This window comes from Pseudomonas sp. Leaf129 (genome assembly GCF_001423465.1).
GTDB lineage: Bacteria > Pseudomonadota > Gammaproteobacteria > Pseudomonadales > Pseudomonadaceae > Aquipseudomonas > Aquipseudomonas coleopterorum.
This window is the reverse complement of sequence record NZ_LMOC01000001.1, coordinates 702,134-726,932: the sequence shown is the minus strand read 5'-3', so window position 1 is coordinate 726,932 and position 24,799 is coordinate 702,134. Positions and strand designations below refer to the sequence as shown.

Below are 24,799 nucleotides of genomic sequence, written 5' to 3'. Positions count from 1 at the left end.
ATGCACCTGCTGAGAACCCAGCCGGGCGGCTTCGTGCCGGACGACAGCATCGCCGACCTTGGCCAGACGCCTGCCGAACTGGTGATTCTCTGCAGCGGTGATTCGCACCTGGCGCTGCTCGCCGAGGCCAGCGGGCATCTGCCGACGGACTACCCCAGCCTGCGCCTGGCCAACCCCATGCAGGTGCAGAACCATGCCTCGGTCGACATCTACGTCGACCAGGTGTTGCGCCACGCCAAGGTCATCCTGATTTCCCTGCACGGCGGCATCGGCTACTGGCGCTACGGCGTCGAGCAGTTGATGCAACTAGCCGAGCAGGGCGTGCAGGTCATCCTGGTACCGGGCTGCGACCGCCCCGATCCCGAACTGGCCGAGCGCTGTACGGTGCCTGCCGAACAGGCCGACCGCTTGTGGCAGTACCTGCGCCAGGGCGGCATGGGAAACGCGCGCAACCTGTTCGGCTACCTCGGCAATACCTGGTTCGGACGCACTGAACCCTGCGAAGCGCCCCAGGCCCTGCCGCGCACGGTCATCTACCATCCGACGCAACCGACCGCCGACCTGGACCACTGGCAGGCGCAGTGGCAAGCGCACTGGCCTGTGGTGCCGTTGCTGTTCTATCGCTCCCACCTGCAGGCGGCCAACACCGGTTTCGTCGACACCTTCTGTGCCAGGCTGCAGGCGGCCGGGCTCAATCCGTTGCCGATTGCCGTGGCCAGCCTCAAGGAAGCGGCGTGCCTGGAGCAGGTCCAGGCGTGGATGGACGAAGTGGATGCCGCGATCATCCTCAACACCACCGGCTTCGCCCAGTCCAGCCCCGAAACCCCGCACCTGCGCCCGTTTAGCCGTGACATTCCGGTGATACAGGCCATCTGCGCCCAGGACAACCAGGCGTTGTGGCAGGCAAACGCCCAGGGCCTGGGTGCGCGCGACCTGGCCATGCACATTGCCTTGCCGGAGCTGGACGGACGCATCATCAGTCGCGCCATCAGCTTCAAGGACCTGGCCCGGCACAACGAGCGTAGCCAGAGCGACGTGGTGTGCTACCGGGCTCATGTCGAGCGCATGGATTTCGTCGCCGAACTGGCGCGCAAGTGGGCCGCCCTGGCGCGCCTCTCTAATGCCGACAAGCGTGTCGCCCTGGTGCTGGCGAACTACCCGACCCGCGATGGTCGCATCGGTAACGGCGTCGGCCTGGATACCCCGGCGGCGGCGCTGAACATCCTGCGCGCGATGCAGCAGCAGGGCTACCCGGTCGCCGATCTGCCCGACAGCGGCACGGCCTTGATCCATGCCTTGCTCGGTGGGGTGACCAACGACCTGGAACAGCTGGACCTGCGTCCCTGTGCCCAGAGCATGGCGCTGGACGATTACCTGGCCGCGTTCGCCTTGCTGCCCGAAGCCAATCAGGCCGCCGTCCGCGAACGCTGGGGCGAGCCGGCAGCCGATCCGATGTTCCGCAATGGTCGGATGATGATCGCCGGCCTGCGCATGGGCCTGACCTTCGTTGGCATCCAACCGGCCCGTGGCTACCAGGTGGACGTCAGCGCGGTCTATCACGACCCCGACCTGGTGCCGCCGCATGGTTATCTGGCGTTCTATTTCTGGCTGCGCCACAGCTACGGCGCCGATGCACTGATCCATGTCGGCAAGCACGGCAACCTGGAGTGGTTGCCGGGCAAGGGTGTGGGCCTTTCCGAGCAGTGCTGGCCCGACGCGATACTGGGGCCGATGCCCAACATCTATCCGTTCATCGTCAACGATCCGGGCGAGGGCGCCCAGGCCAAGCGCCGCACCCAGGCGGTGATCATCGACCACCTGATGCCACCGCTGACCCGCGCCGAAACCTACGGGCCGCTGCGCGACCTGGAACTGCTGGCCGATGAGTACTACGACGCACAGATGCTCGATCCGCGCCGGGCCCAGGCACTGGAGAAGGACATTCTGGCGCTGGTGCGCGAGACCCGCATCGACCACGAGCTGCAGATGGCCGAAGGGGCCGAGCCGGCGGATTGGCTGCCACGCCTGGACACCTTCCTGTGCGATCTGAAGGAGTCGCAGATCCGCGACGGTCTGCACGTGTTCGGCGAGTCGCCCCAGGGCCGTCTGCGCGCCGATACCCTGCTGGCGTTGCTGCGCATCCCGCGGGGCAACGGCCAGGGCGCCCAGGCCAGCCTGCTGCGCGCCTTGGCCAAGGCCTTCGCGCTGGGCTTCGACCCGCTCGACTGCGATCTCGGCGCCCCTTGGAGCGGGCCGCGGCCCGCAGCCTTGGCCGAGCTCACCGTCGAACCGTGGCGTAGTGCCGGCGACAGCCGCGAACGGCTAGAGCTGTACGCCGCACTGTTGATCGAACGCGCGCTGGACGGCCCGCTTGAACTGGGTGATGGCTTCGATGACGTGCAGCTCATTCTCGGTCACCTGCGCGACACCGTGGCGCCGCGCCTGGATGCCTGCGGGCCGGCCGAGATGCACGGGCTGCTCGCCGCCCTAGCCGGCCGCTTCGTACCCGCCGGGCCGAGCGGGGCGCCCAGCCGCGGTCGTCTCGACGTGTTGCCCACGGGGCGCAACTTCTTTTCCGTGGACGTGCGCAACCTGCCGACCACCACCGCCTGGCGGATCGGCTTCGCCTCGGCCAACCTGATCCTGGAGCGTCACCTTCAGGACCATGGTGATCACTTGCGTCAGCTGGGCCTGTCGGTATGGGGCACGGCGACCATGCGCACCGGTGGCGACGACATTGCCCAGGCCATGGCCCTGATGGGCGTGCGGCCGGTGTGGGCCACCGGCAGCCAGCGCGTGGACGATTTCGAGATTCTGCCGCTCAGCCTGCTCGACCGCCCGCGGGTGGACGTGACCCTGCGGGTGTCCGGCTTCTTCCGCGATGCCTTCGCCAACCTGCTGCGCCTGTTCGATGCAGCGGTGCAGGCGGTGGCTGCGCTGGACGAGCCCGACGACCTCAACCCACTGGCGGCCAAGGTTCGTACTGAACAGGCGCAGTTGCTGGCCGAGGGTGTCTCGGCCGAGCAGGCCGCCCGCGAGGCGGGTTGGCGCATCTTCGGCGCCAAGCCGGGCGCCTATGGCGCCGGTGTGCAAGGTGCCATCGACGGGCGCCTGTGGCAGACCCGCGAAGACCTCGCCGAGGCTTACCTGAACTGGGGTGCCTATGCCTATGGCGCGGATGACGAAGGTACCGCCGCACGCGCGCCGTTCGCGCGGCGCCTGGGCCAGGTCCAGGCGGTGCTGCAGAACCAGGACAACCGCGAGCACGACCTGCTCGATTCCAACGACTACTACCAGTTCCAGGGCGGCATGCTCGCCGCCGTGGAAACCCTGAGCGGACAGACGACGGCCAGCTACCACGGCGACCACAGCCAACCCGACGTGCCACGCGTGCGCACCCTGAAGGAAGAGCTGAATCGAGTGGTGCGCGCCCGTGCGGCCAATCCCAAGTGGATCGAAGGGGTCAAGCGACATGGCTACAAAGGCGCCTTCGAACTCGCTGCGACGGTCGACAACCTGTTTGCCTTCGATGCCACCACCCACCTGATCGACGACCATCAGTACGCCTTGCTCACCGACGCCTATCTGCTCGACCCGGACACCCGCGGCTTCCTGCAGGAGCACAACCCTGCGGCCCTGCGCGACATGGCCGAACGCCTGCTCGAGGCTCAGCAACGTGGCCTGTGGGCCGAGCCCGGTGACTACCGTCAGGCCGTGGAAGACCTGCTGCTGGATACCGAAGAAGATGCCTGAAGAGAACCCTGCAATGACCGACACCGTGCACTTTCCGCTGGCCGCCGTGGTGGCCGCCGATTCGCTGAAGCTGGCGCTGTGCCTGGCCGCCATCGACCCGCGCATCGGCGGGGTGCTGATCGAAGGGCCGCGGGGCATGGCCAAGAGCACACTGGCGCGCGGCCTGGCCGACCTGCTTGCCGATGGTCAGTTGGTGACATTGCCCCTGGGTGCCAGTGAAGACCGCCTGGTGGGTACGCTGGATCTGGAAGCCGCGTTGGGTGAAGGCCGTGCACGCTTTTCGCCCGGTGTGCTGGCCAAGGCCGACGGCGGCGTGCTGTACGTCGATGAGGTCAACCTGCTTGCCGACCATCTGGTCGACCTGCTGCTGGACGTTGCCGCCAGTGGCGTCAACCGCATCGAGCGTGACGGTATTTCCCATGCTCATCCCGCGCGATTCGTGCTCATCGGCACCATGAACCCGGAGGAAGGGGAGTTGCGCCCGCAGCTGCTCGACCGATTCGGTTTGAACATCGCCCTGGACGGTCAGCCGGCGCCCGCCGAACGTGGCCAGATCATCCGCCGTCGCCTGGCCTTCGACAGCGACCCTCAAGGCTTCTGTGAGCAATGGGCCCCAGCCCAGTCAGCGCTGCAGCTGCGCTGCCAGCAGGCGCGGGAACGCCTCGAATCGATCCCGCTGTGCGATCAGGCGCTGGAAGCCATCACCACCCGTTGTTTCGCCGAGGGCGTGGATGGCCTGCGTGCCGACCTGGTCTGGCTGCGCGCGGCACGGGCCCACGCCGCCTGGCGAGGGGCTGAGCAGATTCTCGACGAGGACGTCGAAGCCGTGGCCGAGTTCGCCCTGCGCCATCGCCGCCAGGCACCGCGCCAGCCCGAGTCGAAGCCAGCGCCGCCGCCCGCTGCGAGCGCCGCGCAACCGTCCGATCCGGGTCAGGGCCAGTGGGGCGACATGCCCGCCCAGGCCGTTCCGGTAGGTGAACGCCGCAGCGTACCGAGCTGGCCAAAAAAGCCCTGAGCATCCGTCCGCGCCCAGCGGATGCTCGGCCCGGCAAGGGCCACCTCGAACAAGGGCGACAGGGTCCGGCGCGCGCGGCGGCGGCCGGTATGGTGGACTGGCCGGCCACGCTGCTGCAAGGACGACCACGCCAGCGCGATGACCTGCGCTGGCAGCAACGGCGCAGCGCGGCGCAGCAACTGTGGCTGGTGCTGGTCGACGCCTCTGCCTCGACCCGCCGGCACGGCGCTTTGGCCGAGGCCAAGGGTGTTCTGGCGCAGGTCTTCGACGATGCCTACCGGCAGCGCGCACGGCTGGCGTTGTTGACCGCCAGTGGCAGCGAGCCGATCTGGCAATGCCACGGCCTCAAAGCCTCGGCAGCCCTGCAACCCTGGCTCGCGGAGCTGGGCGCCGGTGGCGGCACGCCGCTGCTGGCGGCGCTGGATCAGGCCCGTGACTGGCTGGAGCAACGCGGGCGCCGCTATCCCGAGGAAGCCCATCGCTGCCTGGTGTTCACCGACGGGCGCCTCAAGTCGCTGGACGGCGTGGCGCCACTGGCGTGCCCGGCATTGCTGGTAGACATGGAGCGGGGGCCGATCCGGTTGGGTCGGGCCCGCACCCTGGCATCGGCGTTGAGCGCCGAGTACCGGCATCTGGAAGATCTACCACGGGCCTAGCGTCAGCTGGCTCGGGGGTTGCTCAGGGCCTTGCTCCATACAGGATTGTCACAGCGAGGGCAGGGCATTGCCTGCTGATCGCGCAGGGTTTCCAGGTGACCGCAGTATTCGCAGGCATACAGGTCTTCACGGTCGACCTTGGTCAATGACACGCGATGCTCGGGCGGCAGGATCGACAGCCCCGGCTTGACGTCTTCGCGCTCGTGGAAGTACAGGCTGACATCGCCATTGACCTCCAGAATGCCCAGGCGCACCTGCCCCAGGTGCTCGACGCCGCGCAGGCGCAGTTCCATCAGGAACTCGGCGTGGGTGATGTTGCCGCTCTGCAGCGCCTTGAGCTCGAACACGCCGTCGCGAATGATCAAAAACGGTTTTCCTTCCAGCCATTCGCCGAAGCGACCGCTGCGTTCGGTCAGAAAGGTGGTCAGGCGATAGAAGATGATCATCGCCACGAACACCACCAGCACCGGCAGGATGGGTACGTCCTCGTAGAAGGTCACGTCGCCAGCCGCCGAGCCCAGCGTCAGGATCACCACCAGCTCGAACAGCGAAAGCTGGCGCACCCCGCGTCGCCCGGCGATCTTCAGGAACAGGAAGACCACCACATAGGCCATCAGCGTGCGAGCGACCACCTCGCCGAGAAAGCCCATGTTGACTTCACCCAGCAGCACACGATGCCAATCGAACGCCTGCATTTCCAATCCTTTGCCTGACCAAAAGCGCCGATTGTACACCGGCGGTGCTGGCTGTCTGCGAGACGTACCGCTGACGCCCTATGTGGCGTCAAGGGTCCGTGCTGAAGCCTTGGCGGGGGTTAAACGTCAATTTTCCGTTACCATTTTGACGTAAGTTGCAACCCGCTGTTTTTGATGTATTTTCCCGAGCACGTCCATGCAAGGAAAGGCCATGCCTGTGAATTCGAATGCCTACCCCTGCGAGCCTTGCGGACTGTTGGGCGATAGTCAGCCCATGCGCGACCTGTACAAGCTCATCAGCAAATTCGCCGCCACCGACTCACCGGTCTTGATCCACGGTGAGGCGGGCACTGGCAAGCAGCTGATTGCGCGTGCGCTGCACCAGCAGTCCCAGCGCAGGCAGCAGCCATTCATCGTGTTCGACTGCCAGGTCCGTGCCCATCGTCCGGGCCAGACGCCGTTGTTCGCACCCGGCTGCGGGCAGAGCAATGTGCATCCGCTGTCCGGCAGCGTGCTGCAGGCTGCCGACCGGGGAACCTTGCTGCTGCAACAGGTGCAGGACTTGCCGCTGGACGTTCAGGAGCAATTGCTGCGCTTTCTCCAGCGCAAGGCTTCAGGCGAAGTGGACGTTCGGGTCCTGGCCACCAGCGACACCGACCTCACCGTGGCCATGAGCCGGGGACAACTGCGCGAAGACCTCTACTATCGACTCAACGTGCTGGAGATCGTCGCCGTGCCCTTGCGCGAACGCTATGGCGACCTGGCCATGCTGGCCAACCATTTCGCGCAACGCTACAGCCGCGAGAACGGCCGACGTCATCGTCCTTTCAGTCAAGAGGCGCTTATTGCCATGGGTGAGCACGACTGGCCGGGCAACGTCCGCGAGCTGGCGAACCGGATTCGCCAAGCGCAGGCGCTGGCCCCCGGCAATCAGATCGAAGCCATCGACCTGGGGCTGGGTATCGAAACCCTGGTCACCGCGCCGATGGGCACGCTGAACGACTACAAGCACCGGGCCGAGCGTCAGGCGCTGGGCGATGTACTGCTGCGCCACGGCGGCAACCTGAGCACGGCGGCCAGGGTGCTCGGCGTTTCACGCCCGACGCTCTACCGCCTGCTGCACAAACATCACATGCGCTGATCGCACGCTAGGGTTGATCCAGAACATGTCGAATGCTCGCCAGCACCTGCGCCTCACGCGCCAGCCAGTCACCGCTGATCACGGTGCAGGGCAGCGCGTGGGCCTGCAGCCACGCCTGGCTTTGCCGAAAAAAGGTTTGCCGTTGAGCCAGGTCAGGCTGGCAGCGCTGGCCGTCCGCGGACCATTCGACGCCTTCGGGCGAGAGCAACAGGTGGGCATCGTAGTGGCGCTCCAGCAGCGCTGGCTCAAGCCACGCCGGGCAGTCGTCGAACAGGGTGCGGCTCCACAGCAGGTTGCTCAGCAGGTGCGTGTCGAGCAGCAACAGTGCGGGCTGGCTGCGGCGAGCGGCATCCTCCCAGGCCAGCTGACCACGGGCGATGGTGTCGATGTCGGCATAGCAGGTGTCGCGCTGCTCTCGGTCGATGAAATGGCGCACGTATTCGCCCACGACCACGGCGCCCAAACGCACGCGCATGCGTTCGGCCAGCCAGCTCTTGCCCGACGACTCCGGCCCGCACAGCACAACCACTTTCATCGCGACACCGCTTCGCTGTTGCGCCACTGGTGCCAGCCGTGAACGGCCAGCATCAGGAACAGGCCATACAGCGCAGCCGTCAGGTACAGGCCCTGATGGACGAACAGACCGACGAAAATGGCATCCAGCACGATCCACAGCGGCCAGCATTGCACGCGCTTGTTGGCCATCCACCACTGCGCCACCAGGCTGAAGCCGGTGAGCAACGCGTCCAGCCACGGCTGGCTGGCATCGCTCCAGGTAGCCATCGCCGCGCCCAGTGCCAAGCCCGCTACCAGGCCGATTGTCAGCCCACCCAGAAGAGGTTTGAGCGCCAAGCGGGTCACCGCTGGGCCCACGGCTGTCCCATCGCCACGGGTCCACTGCCACCAGCCGTACACCTGGACGCCGGCGTACACCACCTGCAACAGCATGTTGGAGTACAGCTTGTAGTCGTAGAACACGTACGAATAGATCAGCACCATGACCAGGCCGATCGGCCAGCACAGCCAATTCTGCTTCACGGTCAACCACACCGCGATCACGCCCAGCGTGGCGGCGAACAATTCCAAAGGCGACATGGGCAATCTCAGGCAGGTGCATGCACAGCATGCAAAGCCGGGATTGTAACCTGCGCCGCCGATACTGCGCGCGTCTTGCGCGGTACACCCGCTGCAAAGATGAAACTTCAACTCAACCAACACTCACCGACGCTCGCGTGCGGATTTGCACAAGCTGCTCTGTTAGCATCGCGGGGCCCGACGGCAATGAGTTCTATTAAACAGACAGGACCACGCCAGGCGCGGGTCCAATTGGGGGAATGATGGATTTTTGGACCGCCATGCAGGCGCTGATTCTAGGCATCGTGGAAGGCTTGACCGAGTTCCTGCCCATTTCCAGCACCGGTCACCAGATCATCGTGGCCGACCTGATCGGTTTCGGCGGCGAACGGGCCATGGCCTTCAATATCATCATCCAGCTGGGTGCGATATTGGCGGTGGTGTGGGAATTCCGTCGCAAGATCCTCGAAGTGATCACTGGCTTGCCGACCCAACGCAACGCCCAGCGCTTTACCCTGAACCTGTTCATCGGCTTCCTGCCGGCGGTCGTGCTGGGGGTGATTTTCGCCGACAAGATCCACGAATACCTGTTCAACCCCATCACCGTGGCGGTCGCTCTGGTACTGGGTGGTTTCATCATGCTCTGGGCCGAGAAGCGCGAACATGCCGTGCGTGTGCACCACGTCGACGACATGCGCTGGAGCGATGCCCTCAAGGTCGGTTTCGCACAGTGTCTGGCGATGATTCCGGGAACCTCGCGCTCGGGCTCGACCATCATCGGCGGCCTGCTGTTCGGTCTGTCGCGCAAGACCGCCACCGAGTTCTCGTTCTTCCTGGCCATGCCGACCATGGTCGGTGCCGCGGTGTACTCGGGTTACAAGTTTCATCACCTGTTTCAGCCGGCCGACTTCCCGGTGTTCGCGCTGGGCTTCGTGGTGTCGTTCATCTTCGCCATGATCGCGGTGCGCGGCCTGCTCAAGTTCATCGCTACCCACAGCTACGCCGTGTTCGCCTGGTACCGCATTGCCTTCGGCCTGATCATCCTGGCGACCTGGCAGTTCGGCTGGATCGATTGGTCCAGTGCGCAAGGCTGATCCGGCGCCCGGTCGGGCGTCTGCGCGACCGCGCGGTGGGCAGCAACGCCCGGTACAGTTCGTGGCGTTGAAAGTCACGGTGTTCGTCGTCCTGTGCTTGCTGCCTTTTCTCGGCGTGTTGCGTTTGGCGATGGCCGGGCATCCGTCGGTGCTGGCGATCTATGCACTGATGAGCCTGCTGACGGTGGGCTTGTACTGGCACGACAAGCGCCAGGCCCAAGGGCAGGGCCAGCGGACCCCGGAAAAACTGCTGCACGGCGCCGAACTGCTGGGCGGCTGGCCAGGCGCACTCATCGCCCAGCAACTGTTCCGGCACAAGACGCGCAAGGTTTCCTACCAACTGGTGTTCTGGCTGATCGTTGCGCTGCACCAGGCGTTCTGGTTCGATCAGGTCATCTTTGCCGGGCAGCACCTGGGCCTTACGTTCTGACCCTGGCCTTAAGCCTTTCCCCATGAAAAATGCCCCCGCACAGTGTGCGGGGGCATCGGGTGTTGCGCGCGTTGGCTGAGTACTTAGTGCGCAGCCGAACCACCGTGGGCAGCGGCCAGCTTCTTGGCCTCTACCAGGTGGGCTTTCAGCTTGGGCAGGGTCTCGGTGGCGAATGCTTTGAGCTCTGCGTCTTCACCGTTCTTGATTTCGTCTTCGAAGATCTCGATGGTCGCTTCGTGCGCCTTGACCTGGTTATTGGCATAGGCCTGGTCGAACGACTTGGCCGAGCGCAGTTCCAGAATCATCGCTTTGGCCTTGTCCAGCAGTTCGGCATCGTCCGAGACGTCGATGTTCTTCTTGTCGGCCAGTGCCTTGAGCTTCTGGTTGGCGGCAGTGTGGTCCTTGACCATCATGTCGGCGAAAGTCTTCACGTCCGCAGCGGTGCCTTTCTCCAGCGCCAGCTTGCCTGCTTCGACTTCGGCAACGCCTTTGGCGGACGCGTCCTCGACGAAATCATCGGAGGCTGCGAAGGCGCCATGGCTGGCGAGCGAGACGGACAGGGCGAGGGCAGCGGCGTAGAATTTGGATTTCATGGTCAATTCCTTGTGTAGGGTATGAAGCGGACTGAGCGTTGCAGGCCGTGAAAGAGTGACTGCCGCCGGAACGCAGCAGTTTCATCGGATGTGCATCCATCACTGGATGCACGCGACGCATGGCGATTCAGCCCTTGCTGTGCTCGTCGGACGTCGGGGCAATGGCGACGCCCCGTGGTCCGGCGAAGCCCCAGATGGCCAACCCGACCAGCGGGAAGATGAAAATCAGTACGGTCCAGCCAATCTTAGTGCCGGAACTCTTGGTGCTTTTCCAGACGCTGGCCAGCGCCCACAGATCGAGCAGTAACACGATGACCGCTGCGGCGGTCCAGAAAATCGAAGTTTCCATGTGTAGGCTCATTGATCAACGTAGGTCCTACAGGGGAGGGCCACCGTGCTCGGCAAGTTCAACTGGATCGGTCGGTGGTGCCGTTTTCGCCTCAATGGGCGTGTCGACTGCCGGTCGGGTCCTGGATCTGGATGATCTGGCCTTTGCTCCATGCGTCTGCACCGGGGTCGATCTTGGGTGTTGGAATGTCGGCGCGCTGACGTTTCTTCTCCGCGCTGTCGATGCCGAAACGCTTGTCCCGCTCGCGCACCAGCGCCGGGTCGACCTGTCCATCGCCTGTGAAGCCCATCATCAGTTGCGGCACGCCCAACGGCAGCTGCTTGTCCAGATCGGTGTGCCAGGTGTGCCAGGTCTTGCCGTAGGTGTTCACCAGCTTGTCCATCAGGGCATGCTCGGCAGGCGCGGGGATGCCGGGCGCGATCAGCTGGCCAGACTTCACTTCGTGAACGTGGCTGTGCCATAACGCTTTTTCGGCTTTGGGCAGTTGAGCGAAAAGCCGGGCACTGATGATGTATTCAACGCCCATCAGCTTGGCGTCCTTGACGTTGCCGTCATAAATGACGCACTGGATGACTTCCTCGTTGAGGATCGCGCAGTAGTGATGGGCTTCCATCTGCGCGCCGGGGTGTCCGTTGTAGAAATGAAAGCCGTCCAGATAGGCGTTCAACTCGTTGATTGGCGGACGTGACTGCAGCGCATTGGCGCCCGCGTCGAGGGTTTTGGTCAGGGCCGTGGTCGGCGCGCCGGGCGCGTCCACCTTGGATGCGCTGTTGTTGCCGGCGCATCCGGCCATGGCCAGGGCGGCCAGGCACAGCAATGGAGTGCGCGCGGTGCGGCGTGGCGAGAAGAGCGAGCGGGTGCTCATGCTGGAGTCCTTTTCAGTGAGGAAAGTGCGGCCCTGGATAGAACGATCAGGGCACACAGGGCACTTCATAGAGTGATCGGCACAGTCAGGGTTCAGCTCGGCGAGGGTCGCGCGCCCGTCTGTACAATATTTCACGGAACCGAGGTGTGACTTGGCCCATCCTATGCTGTGTCAGAACCTACCCCCGAGGTTTTGCCAAGGAAGAGCGCCGCGATGGTCCGTCGTTGTGCAGTAATCGTTTCTCTGCTGCTGTTGAGCCTGCTTTCGGTGCAGGCTCAAGCGAATCCTCACGCCCGCTGGAACGTGGGCTATCACCTGCTGACCTTCAACGACCCGCTCGACGATCAGCCGATGCACGCCTATGCCTTCTATCCGACTCAGGACCGCACACATCCGGCGCGTCTGGGCGGCTACAGCATCGATGCACAGCAGGATGCGGCAGTCGCCATCGGTCGCTTCCCGCTGTTGATGCTGTCCCACGGCAATACCGGCACGCCGCTGGCGCTGCATGACCTGATCACCGCGCTGACCCGCAAGGGCTTCGTCGTAGTAGCGGTCGTACACCCGGGCGACAATGCCCAGGATCACAGCCGGTTGGGCAAACTCAGCAATCTCTATGGACGGCCGCTGCAGATCTCCCAGGCCATCACCGCGGCGCTGGGTGATTCCATGTTGTCGCCTTTCGTGAACACCCATGCGGTCGGTGTGATCGGTTATTCGGCCGGGGGCGAAACGGCCTTGATTCTGTCCGGTGCACGACCTGACCTGCAGCGCCTGCGCAAATACTGCGAAGAGCGACCCTACGACGCCGATGCCTGCCAGACCCGCGGGGAACTGGAAGCCGATCGTGATGACCTGACCCCCGAGGCCGACCCACGGGTGCGTGCACTGCTGCTGATGGCGCCGTTAAGCCTGATGTTCGGCCGCCAGACCCTGGCCGAAGTCCATCTGCCTACGCTGATCTACAGCGGCGACAATGACCAGCTTGTGGCCATAGACAAGAATGCCGAAGCGCTGGCGCGCAAGCTGCCGGGCAACACCGACTACCGCCTGCTGCCCGGCGCCGGTCACTTCGTGTTCATGGCCCCGTGCACGGACGAACAGCGCAGCGCCTCGCCGGCGCTGTGCACCGATGCCGACGGCGTGGACCGCGAAGGTATCCACCGCGACCTTATTCACGAGGCGGGCAAGTTCTTCACCCACACCCTCGGTCGGCCTTCACGCGCCGGCCTGCAGACCGCCGATCACTGATCCTGTCGCGACAGCCACGCGGTCAGCCCCAGGGCGATCAGGGAGAGGCCGGCCGCCAAAGCGAAGATCGAGCCATAGCCAAACCCGGCAGCCACCGCGCCCATCACCGGCCCGGCGATCGCCAAGGCCAAATCGAAGAAGACAGCGAACGCACTCAGGCCCGCGCCCCGGCTGGTGCCGGGCACCTTGTGGATGGCCAGCACGCCCAAGGCTGGATAGACCAGCGACAACCCCAACCCCGCCAGTGCCGCGCCCGTCAGGGTAAACACCGTCGAGGGCGCCAGCCACAGCATGGCCAGCCCGACCACTTCGGTGGCGATACAGGCCATCGCCACGGTCGAGCCGCCCAGATGGTTGATGCTGTTGATGAACACCAGGCGAGCCGCGATGAAACTGATGCCAAAGGCGGTCAGGCACCAGGCCGCGCCTTCCCAGCCGCGCTCCACGTAATACAGGGTGATGAACGTGGTGAGGGTGCCATAGCCGATCGAAGCCAGCATCAGGCTCATGCCATGGGGCGCAACCCGGCCGAAGGCGGACCAGAACGGCATGCGCTCACCCCGCACCACGGGTGACGCCGGTGTGTCGCGGATCATCCACAAGCCCAGAGCGCTCAGGGCCATGAGTGCAACGCCCAGGCTCCAGAACCCGGCGAAGGCCACCATCAATACACCCAGCGGGGCGCCGATGGCGATGGCGCCGTAGGAGGCGATGCCGTTCCATGAGATCACCTTGGCCATGTGTTCGGCGCCGACGCGGCTGATTCCCCAACTGCTGGTACCCACCCCGATGGCGCCCTGCGCCAGGCCGAGGACCACACGCCCGGCGATCAGCACCCCCAGGCTCCACTGCGGCACGCTGTGCAGAAACACCGAGACGAACGTCAGCGCCCCGCTGATGCCGATACCGATCAGGCCGTAGACAATGGTGCGCTTGGTGCCCAGCGCATCGGCCATGCGTCCGGCGCTGGGACGGCTGAGCAGAGTCGCCAGGTACTGCGCGCCGATCACCACGCCGGCGGCCACCGCGCTGAAGCCCAACTGGTCGTGCACGTAGCCGGGCAACACCGCGATGGGCAGTCCGATGGAGATGAAGGCAATGAACGTGTAGAACACGATGGAGATGATTTGCAGGGTGATCGACGACGAAGAGGGCGATGCGGGGTGGGCAGACTCGGTCATGGGCTCGTTCGCAGGCGTGCGGTTGAGGTCCCCTTGCACAGGGAACGTTGGTTAAAGCAAAGCAGGCTATCGATTATTTGCAACCTCTAGACACAACGCGCACCCCTGTAGCAGCGGCGCAAGCCGCGTCCGGCCTCACCGCGTTAGATCAGCCACACCGCATGACTCGTGACGCGGCTCGCGCCGTTGCTACAGGGGTTGTTCCAGCAACGCGATGGTTTTCGCATCGCTCTCGCCGTCGAAAAACCGATCCAACACCTGCTGGAAGCACACCTGCTCCGGCGCCACGCTGGCAAACAAGGTCATGCACGAGCGCAACTTCGTGTCATCGGGGGTGCCGAACATCGCCCTGGCGCTCTGACCGGAATGCTCCAGCACCGTACGTGTGCATTCCAGCAGGCGCGCACCCAATAATGAATTGTTCAGATAAGCCGTCGCCTCGGCCGCACCGCTGATCGCATAGAAGCGCGCCGTCTCGCTATGACCGAGACCAGCCAGCTGCGGGAAGATGAACCACATCCAATGGCTGCGTTTGCGGCCACTGCGCAGTTCTTCGAGGACATCGGGGTACACGACGCGCTGGGCGTCGATGAAGCGGTGCAGATCGAACGTGTCGTTCATGGCCAGTAGATCCCGCAGGGATTGTGTGCAGTTCTGGCCACGGTCGCGCAACGGAGTTCCATCAACCAGACCAGACCAGACCGTCAGCCTTCGGCCAATAGCACTTCCACGCCCAGCTTGCGAATGGCCTCGGCGGCCACCTCGGTCAGCTCACTGTCGCTGATGACCACATCGAACTGCTCGAGGCTGGCGATCTTGTACATCCCGAACGTGCCGTACTTGGAGCTGCTGGTGATCAGCACCCGCTGCGACGCCGCCTGCATCGCCACCTGCTTGACCTCGACCTTGAGCGCCGAAGGGGTAGTGATGCCCCGTTGCAGGTCCCAGGAACTGGTGGACATGAAGGCAATGTCGGTGGCCAGCTGGCGTAACGTCGCCACCGCCAGGCCCCCGACGCAGGAACGATTGGGGTGATCCAGCAGGCCGCCGGTGTGGATGACATCCACATGCACTGCTTCAGCCAGGGCATGCACGATGCCGAAGTCGTTGGTCACCACGGTCATGCCCGACAGAGCGGCGATGTGCGGGACGATCTCCAGCGTGCTGGTGCCGGCATCCAGATACACCGTCATGTCATTGCGCAGCAAACCTGCCGCCAGAACCCCCATGGCCTGTTTCTGTGGCTGTTCGGCGACCGCCTTGGACTGGTGACTGGGCTCGCTGTGCAACTGGCTGGCGATGCGCACACCGCCAGGCACCGAATACGCACGGCCTTCCTGCTCCAGCACACTGATATCGCGGCGCACAGTCATGTGCGAGCAGTCGAACATTTCCGTAAGCTGGTGCACGCTGAGCACCTGGTGCTTGCGCAACTGGCGCAGGATCTGTTCCCGGCGCTGGTCCGGAATCATCGGTGCGGCGCCAGTGATGGCGAGGTCCTCGTCGGTGGGCATTCAGGCTCCGTGGCGTGCAGGCAGATAGTCAGGCGGCCATCTTAGCGAATCACCGCTTCGATCAATAGAACACCGAGCAAACCGATCACCGATTGCAGACACAGCATCAGGGTCCAGGTGCGGAAGGTCTGCGCCACGCTGAGCTGGAAGTATTCCTTGAACAGCCAGAAACCCGAATCGTTGACGTGGGACAGCATCACGGCACCCGAGGCGGTGGCCAGTACCAGCAACTCCGGTGACAGGCCCGGATAGGCCAGTGCCAGAGGCGCGACGATCCCGGTGGCGGCGACGGTGGCAACGGTCGCCGAACCGACGCAGATGCGCAGCAGCGCCGCGATACCCCAACTTAGAATCAGTGGATTCACCGCCCAGCCCGAGGCATGGTGAGTGATCAGTGCATCCAGGTGAATGGTGGTGAGCATTTCCTTGAAGCCGCCGCCGGCACCCAGGATCATCACGATCGCGCCCAGAGGTGCCAGCCCCTGGCTGGCCATCTTCTGCACCTGGCCCAGGTTGAACCCGGCGCGCAGGCCCAAGGCGAAGAAGGCAAAGATGACCGCGATCAACAACGACAGGATCGGGTTGTTCAAGGCGTTGAATACCGCATAGGCCATCGAGCCTTTGACGCTGAAGGCCAGGCCCAGGGTAACGACCAGCATCAGGCCGGGCGGCAGCAGCACGGCGATGATCGACGACAGCAGTGACACCTGGTTTTGATCGGGGCTGACTTCACGTGCCCCCACCGGGCCGGCGGTGAGGTCTGGCGCCGGGCCGAACCAGGGGCTGATCAGGCGGGTGAAGATCGGCCCGCAGATGATCGCGGTGGGCACGGCGATCAACAAGCCGTAGAAGATGGTCAGGCCGGTGTTGGCGTGGAACGCGGCGACCGCCAGCGTCGGCGCGGGGTGGGGCGGCAGCAGGCCGTGGGACACGTACAGGCCCGCGGCGAGCGGCAGACCGATGTAGAGCAGATGGCTATGGGTGCGTTTGGCCACCGTATACACCAATGGCGCCAGCATGATGAAACTGACGTCGAATAGGTGTGGCATGCCGATCAGCAAGGCGGCGGCGCAGATCGCCCAGGGCGCGTACTGCACCGGACGCTGACCGATGAACGCATTGGCGATGCGGTCGGCGCCGCCGGACCCCAGCAGGATGCCGCCCAGCAGCGTACCCAGACCAATGACCGGCCCGGTCTTGGCCAGCGCTGAGCCGAAGCCTTTGGCGAAGCTGTCGATGGTCTCGCCGGCGCCCGCACCACTGAGCAGGCCAAGGCCGATCGCAGTGAGGGTCAGGGCCAGGAACGGGTTGAGCTTGAGCTTGGTGATGAGCAGGATCAACACCACGATGGCGCCGGCGGCCATCGCGAAAATCAGCAGTTCGCTATTCATGTTTTTATGGAACCTGTGAAGTGGACGTCGGTGCCCGTGTCGGGCACCGGTATCGGCTCAAGGCCGCTGTGCGATCAGGCCGATTGCAGGCCGGTCTGCCAGGCGCGGTGCAATTCATCGTTGTACTGCCCGATGTCACCCATCAGCAGCAGCTCGCCCGCCTTGATGTTCCGTGCGGCGGTGGCGTGGGCTGCCAGGTACAACGGAGCGATATCGTCGGGGGCATCCGAACGCCCGAGCAGCACGGCCTGCACGCCGGTCACGTCGTGGTGGTGGCCACCCATTTTCAGCACGGTGCCTGCAGCGACATCGACCGTGGCGCGTCCGGCCAGAATGGTCGACTGGCTCGGCTTGTCAGTGCCCGAAGCTCGTTTGTGCAGCACGGCGTTGAGCAGGGTGATCGGCGTTTCCACGCCCATGAAGTGGTAGGGCAGGTACAGACAGGCGTAACGTCCGTTGCGGCTCACCACGTGGCCTTTCTGCGCGAGCAATTCCCAGGTCGGTTTGTCGTGGGTGCGGATGATCACGAACACACCCCCGGCAAAGCTGGCCTCGTCTGGCAGGCGCAGCACGTTGAACACCTCGATCACGCCGCTGCGACCCAGCACACCACCGTCTTCACGCAGGGCATAGATGTCGGCCAGTTCGCTGGTACGGGCAATCGGGTAGTGCAGCAGCTCCACATCCGGCACCAGACCGGTATTGGTAGCGACCACCGACATTTCGCAATAGTCGGCTGTAGCGGACGTCTTCAGGCCGTTCAGGGCAGCGCGACGAGCTTCCAGGGTAGCGGGAATGTCGTCGCCCAAACGCAGCAGTTCGCCCATGGCCGGCGCGGAAATGGTGGTATCAAGCTGGGTGATGCTGCCGTCCTCGGGGTTGAACACCAGATCGTATTCACTGGACTTGCCCGCGGCGACGATGTCCAGCTTGAGCACACGCGCCCAACTGACCCAGCCGATCAGGTTGGCCGGCTGATCGCCGTCGGCTGTGGTGTAGACCACATCGTGTTGTGCGGCGAGGCGGGACAGGGCGATACCGGCAACCGAGTCCGCTTCCTTGCTGACCATGGCGACGTGACGACCGTCCTCGATGGCGCGCCGGGCGACCTGGTAGCCAATCGCCGGGTTGCCGGTGGCTTCCACCAGAATGTCGTAGCGGGCTGCCTGCAGCAGGGCGACGTCGGCGACCAGCACAATGGCATTGGCCGGTGCACTGGCAACCGCAGCGGCGTCGTTGCAGATGTGCAGCTGTTCTGCGGCAAAGCCCAGTTCGACGCACAGCCCATGCAGGCCGGGCACGTCCAGGTCGCACAGAACGGCGGGGACCAGATTGGGCATCAGCCGGGTCTGGGCCAGCAAGGTGCGCGAGAAACCTCCCTTGGCGCCGGTAAGTGCGTAACGTACGGCCTGATCGGCTTGTGCAGCGAACAGCAATTCGAAATTCATGGTTCGTCCTCGGTGAAGGGAAAATCGGCAGCGACCACCGGATGAACAATATTTGTTATGGATTCGTAGCTCCCGAGTGACAGCACGATAGTGCGGTTTTAACATTCAGGTCAATTTATTTAACATGGATTAACACAAAGATCGTTTTCGCTTGTAGTATTGGGTCATTGAATCGCTCAGATGAACCAATAATTAACATGCGCCGTGCCCGCCACGGTGACCTGTGCAGGAGATGCCACTCATGACCGCTGTTCATCGCCCACTGCTCGGCTGCATTGCCGACGACTTTACCGGCGCTACCGATCTCGCCAACATCCTGGTTCGCGGCGGCATGCGCACGGTGCAATCGATTGGCGTGCCAGACAGTGATCTGGCGGAATTCGCGGAGGCGGATGCCATCGTCATCGCCCTCAAATCCCGTACCACGCCGGCGGCCAGCGCCGTTGCCGAATCGTTGCAGGCGCTGGCGTGGTTGCGCGAACGTGGCTGCCAACAGTTCTTCTTCAAATACTGCTCGACGTTCGATTCGACTGCAGAGGGCAACATTGGCCCGGTCACCGAGGCACTCCTGGAAGCCCTCGGCAGCGATTTCACCATCGCCTGTCCGGCGTTCCCGGAGACCGGCCGCACCTTGTTCCGTGGTCATCTGTTCGTTCAGGACAGCCTGCTCAGTGAATGCGGCATGCAGCATCACCCGCTCACACCGATGAAAGATGCCAACCTGGTCCGCGTGCTGGACGAGCAAACCACCGGTGCGGTGGGGCTGTTGCGCTACGACGTGGTCGGGCAGGGCGCCTCAGCGGTCGTCATGCGTATGGACGAGCTGCGGGCCGAAGGCGTGAATGTGGCCATTGCCGACGCCGTGAGTGACGAGGATCTGCAGACCCTGGGACGTGCCTGCGCGAACCTCGCCTTGATCACCGGTGGCTCGGGGGTGGCCCAGGGCCTCCCGGAAAACTTCCGCCGCCAGGGCCTGCTGCGCACGGGCGACGCCGCTGCCATGCCCATTATCGAAGGCCGCGCCGTGGTCTTGGCAGGCAGTACCTCCAAGGCCACCAATAGCCAGGTCGCCGCCTGGCTGGAAGCAGGTCGCCCGGCTTTTCGCATCGACCCGCTGGCAATCGCTCGTGGCGAGCCGGTCGTGGCCCAGGCCGAGGCCTTCGCCGATCGAAACGAAGCGGTGCTGATCTACGCCACCAGCAGTCCCGAGCAGGTGGCCGCCGTGCAGCGAGAGCTGGGTGCGGAGCAGGCTGGCGCCATGATCGAGAAGGCTCTGGGCGAGGTCGCGGCACAGCTGCAGGACAGAGGCTGGCGCCGCTTCGTCATTGCAGGTGGCGAAACGTCGGGCTCGGTGGTACAGGCGCTGCAGGTCAAAGGCTTGCGGATCGGCCGTCAGATCGATCCTGGCGTGCCGGCCACCGTGGCCTTCGGCGGCACCACTGCGCTCGCGCTGACGCTGAAATCGGGCAACTTTGGCAGCGTGGACTTTTTTGCCAAGGCCTTGACTTGCCTGGCGGGAGATTTTTCGTGAGAAACGAACACGCCTTGCGCGAAGAAATCTGTGAAGTGGGTCTGAGCCTGTTCCAGCGTGGGTATACCGTCGGCAGTGCCGGCAACATCAGTGCGCGCCTCGACGACGGTTGGCTGATCACCCCAACCGATGCCTGTCTGGGAAGGTTGCAGCCACACACCATCGCCAAGGTCACCACGGCGGGTGAATGGGTGAGCGGCGACAAGCCATCCAAGACCCTGGCCCTGCATCGCCAGGTGTACGACCGTAATCCAGAAGTGAACGGCGTGGTCCACACCCACTCCACGCACCTGGTGGCCCTGACTTTGGCTGGGGTGTGGAGCGCCCAAGACATTCTGCCGCCGCTCACGCCTTATCAGGTGATGAAGGTGGGGCACATCCCGTTGATCCAGTACCAGCGTCCGGGCTCGCCCGACGTCGCCACACAAGTCGCGGCACTGGCCGATCAGGTGAGGGGGGTCATGCTCGAACGGTTGGGCCCGGTGATGTGGGAAAGCTCTGTGTCCAAGGCCAGCCATGCACTGGAAGAACTGGAGGAAACCGCACGGCTGTGGCTGATGACTCAACCCCGACCTGCACCCTTGAGCGAGGCGGCCATCGAAGAACTCAAGGCGGTGTTCGGTTGCGTTTGGTGAGGCATTGACCTTACTTGTGGAAAGGCCTTTGTTGGGCTTTACTGGAACCAGCGTCCAACAAAATCACAAGAGACGATGCCGATGAGCAACTCCCTGAAAACCCGCAAAAACGACAGCCATGTCGACGCCTGGGCCATAGGCTTCATGATCGTGGTGGTCATGGCAACAGCGGTGTACTGGTTCAGCCGAGGCTGAACCCGTATCGGCAACAGTACATGCCTTAGTTGTCGTAACCCAGATTCGGCGCCAACCAGCGCTCGCTGACGGCTAGATCCTGCTGCTTGCGCGCCGTGTAGCTCTGCACCTGGTCGCGATCGATCTTGCCCACGGCAAAGTATTGCGCCTGAGGGTGAGCGAAATACCAGCCGCTGACCGCCGCCGCCGGGAACATCGCGTAGTGCTCGGTGAGCGTCACGCCGCTCTGCCCGTTGTGATCGAGCAGGTCAAACAGCGTGCCTTTCTCGGTGTGGTCCGGGCAGGCCGGGTAGCCTGGGGCAGGGCGGATACCCTTGTATTGCTCCTTGATCAGCGCCTCGTTGTCCAAGATCTCCTCGGGGTCATAACCCCAGTGTTCCTTGCGCACCCGCTGGTGCAGCCACTCGGCGCAGGCCTCGGCCAGGCGGTCGGCCAGTGCCTTGACCATGATCGAGTTGTAGTCGTCGCCGTTGTCCTGATAGGCCTTGGCCACCTCTTCGGCACCGATGCCTGCCGTGGTGATGAAGCCGCCCACGTAGTCCGTCACTCCGCTGTCCCTGGGCGCCACGAAGTCGGCCAGGGAGAAGTTCGGCTTGCCATCGGTCTTGATGATCTGCTGACGCAGATGATGCAGACGCGCCAGCGGCTGGCCGTCGTCGCCGTAGACTTCGATGTCGTCATCCTCGACCTGGTTGGCCGGCCAGAAGCCGAACACCGCACGGGCACGGATCAGCTTCTCGTCGATCAGCTTGCGCAGCATCGCTTGGGCATCTTCGAACAACGCAGTGGCCGCTTCGCCTACGACTTCGTCGGTGAGAATACGCGGGTACTTCCCGGCCAGGTCCCAGGAGATGAAGAACGGCGTCCAGTCGATGTAGTCGGCCAAGACGTTGAGGTCGATATCGTCCAGCACCCTGGCGCCGGTGAAGGTCGGCTGCACCGGGTTGTAGCTGCTCCAGTCGAAGCTGGCCTTCGCCGCGACAGCCTGGGCGTAGCTCAGACGTTCGGTGCGTGCGCTGCGGTTGGCGGTACGTTCGCGAACGTCGATGTACTCCAGGCGGGTCTTCTCGACGAATGCAGGCTTGAGCTCCTTGGACAGCAACTGGGTGGCAACCCCCACCGCGCGTGAGGCGTCGGTAACGTAGATCACCGCGTCGTTGCTGTACTTGGGTTCGATCTTGACGGCAGTGTGCGCCTTGGACGTAGTCGCGCCGCCGATCATCAAGGGCAGGTGGAAATCCTGGCGCTGCATTTCCCGGGCGACGTGGACCATCTCGTCCAGGGAAGGGGTGATCAGGCCGGACAGGCCGATGATGTCGCACTTCTGCTCACGGGCGACCTGAAGGATCTTGTCGGCCGGCACCATCACACCCAGGTCGACGATGTCGTAACCGTTGCAGCCCAGCACCACGCCGACGATGTTCTTGCCGATGTCGTGCACGTCGCCTTTCACCGTCGCCATCAGGATCTTGCCCTTGGCTTCGGGCTTGTCGCCTTTTTCCAGCTCGATGAACGGAATCAGATGGGCCACGGCCTGCTTCATCACCCGCGCCGACTTGACCACCTGGGGCAGGAACATCTTGCCCGAGCCGAACAGGTCGCCAACGATGTTCATGCCAGACATCAGCGGGCCTTCGATGACCTCGATCGGCCGCTTGAACGACTGCCGCGACTCCTCGGTGTCCTCGACGATGTGCGTGGTGATGCCCTTGACCAGCGCATGCTCCAGGCGCCGATTGACCGGCCAGCCACGCCATTCCTCGGTTTCGGCTTCCTTGACGCTGCCGTCGCCCTTGAACTTGTCGGCGATGGCGAGCAGGGCATCGGTGCCCTCGGGCGTACGGTTGAGGACCACATCCTCGACACGCTCGCGCAGCTCGGTGGGGATCTGGTCATAGATCTCCAACTGGCCGGCGTTGACGATACCCATGGTCAAACCGTTGCGGATGGCATGCAGCAGGAACACGGAGTGAATCGCCTCTCGCACCGGGTTGTTGCCGCGGAACGAGAACGACACGTTGGACACGCCGCCGCTGGTCAACGCATACGGCAGCTCATCGCGGATGTAGGCGCAGGCATTGATGAAATCGACGGCGTAGTTGTTGTGCTCCTCGATACCGGTGGCCACGGCGAAGATGTTCGGGTCGAAGATGATGTCTTCCGGCGGAAAGCCGACCTGATCCACCAGGATGTCGTAGGAGCGCTTGCAGATCTCCTTCTTGCGCGCTTCGGTGTCGGCCTGGCCGGCCTCGTCGAAGGCCATCACCACCACCGCAGCGCCGTAGCGCTTGCACAGCTTGGCGTGATGAATGAACGCGTCGACGCCTTCCTTCATGCTGATCGAGTTGACGATGCCCTTGCCCTGGATGCACTTGAGCCCGGCTTCGATCACTTCCCATTTGGAAGAGTCGATCATGATCGGCACCCGGGAGATGTCCGGCTCGCCCGCGATCAGGTTGAGGAAGGTGACCATGGCCTTCTGCGAGTCGAGCATGCCCTCGTCCATGTTGATGTCGATCACCTGAGCGCCGGCTTCCACCTGCTGCAGGGCGACTTCCAGGGCCTCGGTGTAGTTCTCCTCGCGGATCAACCGGGCGAAGCGCGCCGAACCGGTGATGTTGGTGCGCTCGCCGACGTTGACGAACAACGACTGGCGATCGATGGTGAACGGCTCCAGACCCGACAGGCGGCAGGCCTTGGGGATCTCCGGAATGGCGCGCGGCGGGTAGCCGGCCACGGCGTTGGCGATGGCTTCGATATGCCCGGGCGTGGTGCCGCAGCAGCCGCCGACGATATTGAGGAAGCCGCTCTGGGCAAATTCTTCGATGATCTTCGCGGTTTCCGACGGCAGTTCGTCGTATTCGCCGAAGGCATTGGGCAGGCCGGCGTTGGGGTGGGCGGACACATGGGTGCCGGCCTTGTTCGACAACTCTTCCAGGTAAGGCCGCAGCTCACTGGCGCCCAGCGCGCAGTTCAGGCCGACCGAAATGGGCTTGGCATGGCTCACCGAGTTCCAGAAGGCTTCGGTGGTCTGCCCGGACAAGGTCCGGCCCGAGGCGTCGGTGATGGTCCCGGAGATCATGATCGGCAGCTCGAAGCCCAGCTCTTCGTAGACGCCCTGCACGGCGAAGATCGCTGCCTTGGCGTTGAGCGTGTCGAAGATGGTCTCGATCAGGATCAGGTCGGCGCCGCCTTCGATCAGGCCCTTGGTGGCTTCGGTGTAGTTCTCCACCAGTTCGTCGAAGGTGACGTTGCGGTAGCCGGGGTTGTTGACGTCCGGGGACAGCGAGCAGGTGCGGCTGGTCGGGCCCAGCACGCCGGCCACGAAGCGTGGCTTGTCCGGTGTTTCCAGGGTCTTGGCATCGGCGACCTGGCGCGCCACCCGCGCACCTTCGACGTTCAGCTCGTACACCAGCGATTCCATGCCGTAGTCGGCCTGGGACACCTGGGTGGCGTTGAAGGTGTTGGTTTCCAGAATGTCCGCACCGGCGTCCAGATAGGCCTTCTCGATGGCAGCGATCACGTCCGGGCGGCTGAGCAGCAGCAGATCGTTGTTGCCCTTGACGTCGCTGGGCCAATCGGCAAAGCGCTCACCGCGGTAATCCTCTTCCTCGAGCTTGTAGCTCTGGATCATCGTGCCCATGCCGCCGTCGAGAATCAGGATGCGCTCTTTGAGGGCTTGCTTGAGAGCTTGAAGGCGAGCACTGCGGTCGGACATGGGAACCACTCTTTCAGAAAATTCGGACACTGTGACAGGGTGCGGATAATAGCAAACCTGTGCGCTATTTGATCACGAAGGGCATGTCCATGAATTTCGCTCATGTTGATAACCTGCTGTTTGTCTGAAGCACCGGCTATGTATCGACCGTGAAACAGCAGTGCATCACCCCAGCCATCGACGAAATGCGCGACCTTTTCCGGATTTTTGCAGTCCCACCCCCCGGAATGCCCCGAAAAGGGGCGCGAATTCTCGTTTCAAAAGGCGGTA

At 63.8% G+C, this 24,799-nt stretch carries 21 protein-coding genes; 9 read left to right on the top strand and 12 right to left on the bottom strand.

The features are described from left to right. The 3 genes from cobN (at window position 1) to ASF66_RS03200 (ending at window position 5,424) form a co-directional block, all read left to right on the top strand. Window positions 1-3,753, top strand: a complete 3,753-nt coding sequence (gene cobN / locus ASF66_RS03210) for a cobaltochelatase subunit CobN (RefSeq protein ID WP_056842700.1) — start codon at window positions 1-3, stop codon at window positions 3,751-3,753. Window positions 3,754-3,766: 13 nt separating this feature from the next. After that, window positions 3,767-4,768, top strand: a complete 1,002-nt coding sequence (locus tag ASF66_RS03205; RefSeq protein ID WP_056842699.1) for an ATP-binding protein — start codon at window positions 3,767-3,769, stop codon at window positions 4,766-4,768. Window positions 4,769-4,857: 89 nt separating this feature from the next. Then, window positions 4,858-5,424: a vWA domain-containing protein gene (locus ASF66_RS03200; RefSeq protein ID WP_056842698.1), complete on the top strand. Its 567-nt coding sequence runs from the start codon at window positions 4,858-4,860 to the stop codon at window positions 5,422-5,424. A 2-nt stretch (window positions 5,425-5,426) separates the two neighbouring features. On the opposite strand, the gene ASF66_RS03195 is transcribed toward ASF66_RS03200, so the two are convergent. Further along, window positions 5,427-6,119, bottom strand: coding sequence for a DUF421 domain-containing protein (locus ASF66_RS03195; RefSeq protein WP_056842697.1), 693 nt, complete (start codon window positions 6,117-6,119; stop codon window positions 5,427-5,429). A gap of 211 nt (window positions 6,120-6,330) precedes the next feature. Here ASF66_RS03195 and ASF66_RS03190 point away from each other — a divergent pair, with 211 nt between their 5' ends. Next, window positions 6,331-7,260, top strand: a complete 930-nt coding sequence (locus ASF66_RS03190) for a sigma 54-interacting transcriptional regulator (RefSeq protein ID WP_236707041.1) — start codon at window positions 6,331-6,333, stop codon at window positions 7,258-7,260. Window positions 7,261-7,267: 7 nt separating this feature from the next. On the opposite strand, the gene ASF66_RS03185 is transcribed toward ASF66_RS03190, so the two are convergent. Together ASF66_RS03185 and pnuC are read right to left on the bottom strand one after the other, a co-directional pair. Then, window positions 7,268-7,795: an AAA family ATPase gene (locus ASF66_RS03185; RefSeq protein ID WP_056842695.1), complete on the bottom strand. Its 528-nt coding sequence runs from the start codon at window positions 7,793-7,795 to the stop codon at window positions 7,268-7,270. Next, window positions 7,792-8,355, bottom strand: a complete 564-nt coding sequence (gene pnuC, locus ASF66_RS03180; RefSeq protein WP_056842694.1) for a nicotinamide riboside transporter PnuC — start codon at window positions 8,353-8,355, stop codon at window positions 7,792-7,794. The genes ASF66_RS03185 and pnuC overlap by 4 nt, the downstream gene beginning before the upstream one ends. A 242-nt stretch (window positions 8,356-8,597) precedes the next feature. On the opposite strand from pnuC, the gene ASF66_RS03175 reads away from it, so the two are divergent. Beyond that, on the top strand, window positions 8,598-9,428 hold the full coding sequence (locus ASF66_RS03175) for an undecaprenyl-diphosphate phosphatase (protein ID WP_056843411.1): 831 nt from the start codon (window positions 8,598-8,600) through the stop codon (window positions 9,426-9,428). Between the two features lie 61 nt (window positions 9,429-9,489). Next, window positions 9,490-9,858: a DUF1294 domain-containing protein gene (locus ASF66_RS03170; protein ID WP_236707040.1), complete on the top strand. Its 369-nt coding sequence runs from the start codon at window positions 9,490-9,492 to the stop codon at window positions 9,856-9,858. An 83-nt stretch (window positions 9,859-9,941) separates the two neighbouring features. On the opposite strand, the gene ASF66_RS03165 is transcribed toward ASF66_RS03170, so the two are convergent. The 3 genes from ASF66_RS03165 to ASF66_RS03155 all read right to left on the bottom strand — a co-directional run bounded on the left by ASF66_RS03165 (window position 9,942) and on the right by ASF66_RS03155 (window position 11,593). Then, on the bottom strand, window positions 9,942-10,451 hold the full coding sequence (locus ASF66_RS03165; protein ID WP_056842692.1) for a DUF4142 domain-containing protein: 510 nt from the start codon (window positions 10,449-10,451) through the stop codon (window positions 9,942-9,944). A 127-nt stretch (window positions 10,452-10,578) separates the two neighbouring features. Beyond that, complete coding sequence (locus tag ASF66_RS03160; RefSeq protein ID WP_049859611.1) at window positions 10,579-10,800, bottom strand: PLD nuclease N-terminal domain-containing protein; 222 nt, start codon at window positions 10,798-10,800, stop codon at window positions 10,579-10,581. A gap of 91 nt (window positions 10,801-10,891) precedes the next feature. Then, the gene (locus ASF66_RS03155) at window positions 10,892-11,593 is read right to left on the bottom strand and encodes an OBAP family protein (protein ID WP_236707058.1); all 702 of its coding nucleotides are present in this window, start codon (window positions 11,591-11,593) and stop codon (window positions 10,892-10,894) included. Window positions 11,594-11,878: 285 nt separating this feature from the next. Here ASF66_RS03155 and ASF66_RS03150 point away from each other — a divergent pair, with 285 nt between their 5' ends. After that, window positions 11,879-12,916 (top strand): alpha/beta hydrolase family protein, encoded by a 1,038-nt coding sequence (locus ASF66_RS03150; RefSeq protein ID WP_056842690.1) that lies wholly within the window; start codon window positions 11,879-11,881, stop codon window positions 12,914-12,916. Here ASF66_RS03150 and ASF66_RS03145 read toward each other — a convergent pair. The 5 genes from ASF66_RS03145 to ASF66_RS03125 form a co-directional block, all read right to left on the bottom strand. Then, window positions 12,910-14,097, bottom strand: coding sequence for an MFS transporter (locus ASF66_RS03145; protein ID WP_056842689.1), 1,188 nt, complete (start codon window positions 14,095-14,097; stop codon window positions 12,910-12,912). The genes ASF66_RS03150 and ASF66_RS03145 overlap by 7 nt on opposite strands. A gap of 189 nt (window positions 14,098-14,286) precedes the next feature. Continuing rightward, on the bottom strand, window positions 14,287-14,718 hold the full coding sequence (locus tag ASF66_RS03140) for a DUF1810 domain-containing protein (RefSeq protein WP_056843410.1): 432 nt from the start codon (window positions 14,716-14,718) through the stop codon (window positions 14,287-14,289). 83 nt (window positions 14,719-14,801) lie between these two features. Continuing rightward, window positions 14,802-15,611, bottom strand: a complete 810-nt coding sequence (locus ASF66_RS03135; RefSeq protein ID WP_056842688.1) for a DeoR/GlpR family DNA-binding transcription regulator — start codon at window positions 15,609-15,611, stop codon at window positions 14,802-14,804. 41 nt (window positions 15,612-15,652) lie between these two features. Then, on the bottom strand, window positions 15,653-17,002 hold the full coding sequence (locus ASF66_RS03130) for a GntT/GntP/DsdX family permease (protein ID WP_056842687.1): 1,350 nt from the start codon (window positions 17,000-17,002) through the stop codon (window positions 15,653-15,655). A gap of 74 nt (window positions 17,003-17,076) precedes the next feature. Beyond that, window positions 17,077-18,450 carry a hypothetical protein gene (locus ASF66_RS03125; RefSeq protein WP_056842686.1) on the bottom strand — a complete coding sequence of 458 codons (1,374 nt, stop codon included), beginning with the start codon at window positions 18,448-18,450 and terminating at the stop codon, window positions 17,077-17,079. Between the two features lie 241 nt (window positions 18,451-18,691). On the opposite strand from ASF66_RS03125, the gene otnK reads away from it, so the two are divergent. Both otnK and otnC read left to right on the top strand, forming a co-directional pair. Further along, entirely contained in the window at window positions 18,692-19,981 is a 1,290-nt protein-coding gene (otnK, locus tag ASF66_RS03120) for a 3-oxo-tetronate kinase (protein ID WP_056842685.1), read from the top strand. Further along, on the top strand, window positions 19,978-20,616 hold the full coding sequence (gene otnC / locus ASF66_RS03115; protein ID WP_056842684.1) for a 3-oxo-tetronate 4-phosphate decarboxylase: 639 nt from the start codon (window positions 19,978-19,980) through the stop codon (window positions 20,614-20,616). Before otnK ends, otnC begins: the two co-directional genes overlap by 4 nt. A gap of 220 nt (window positions 20,617-20,836) precedes the next feature. Here the strand turns inward: otnC and metH are convergent, their stop codons facing one another. After that, a complete protein-coding gene (gene metH / locus ASF66_RS03110) occupies window positions 20,837-24,529 on the bottom strand; it encodes a methionine synthase (RefSeq protein ID WP_056842683.1) in 3,693 nt (1,230 codons plus the stop codon). Between the last annotated feature and the right edge of the window lie 270 nt (window positions 24,530-24,799).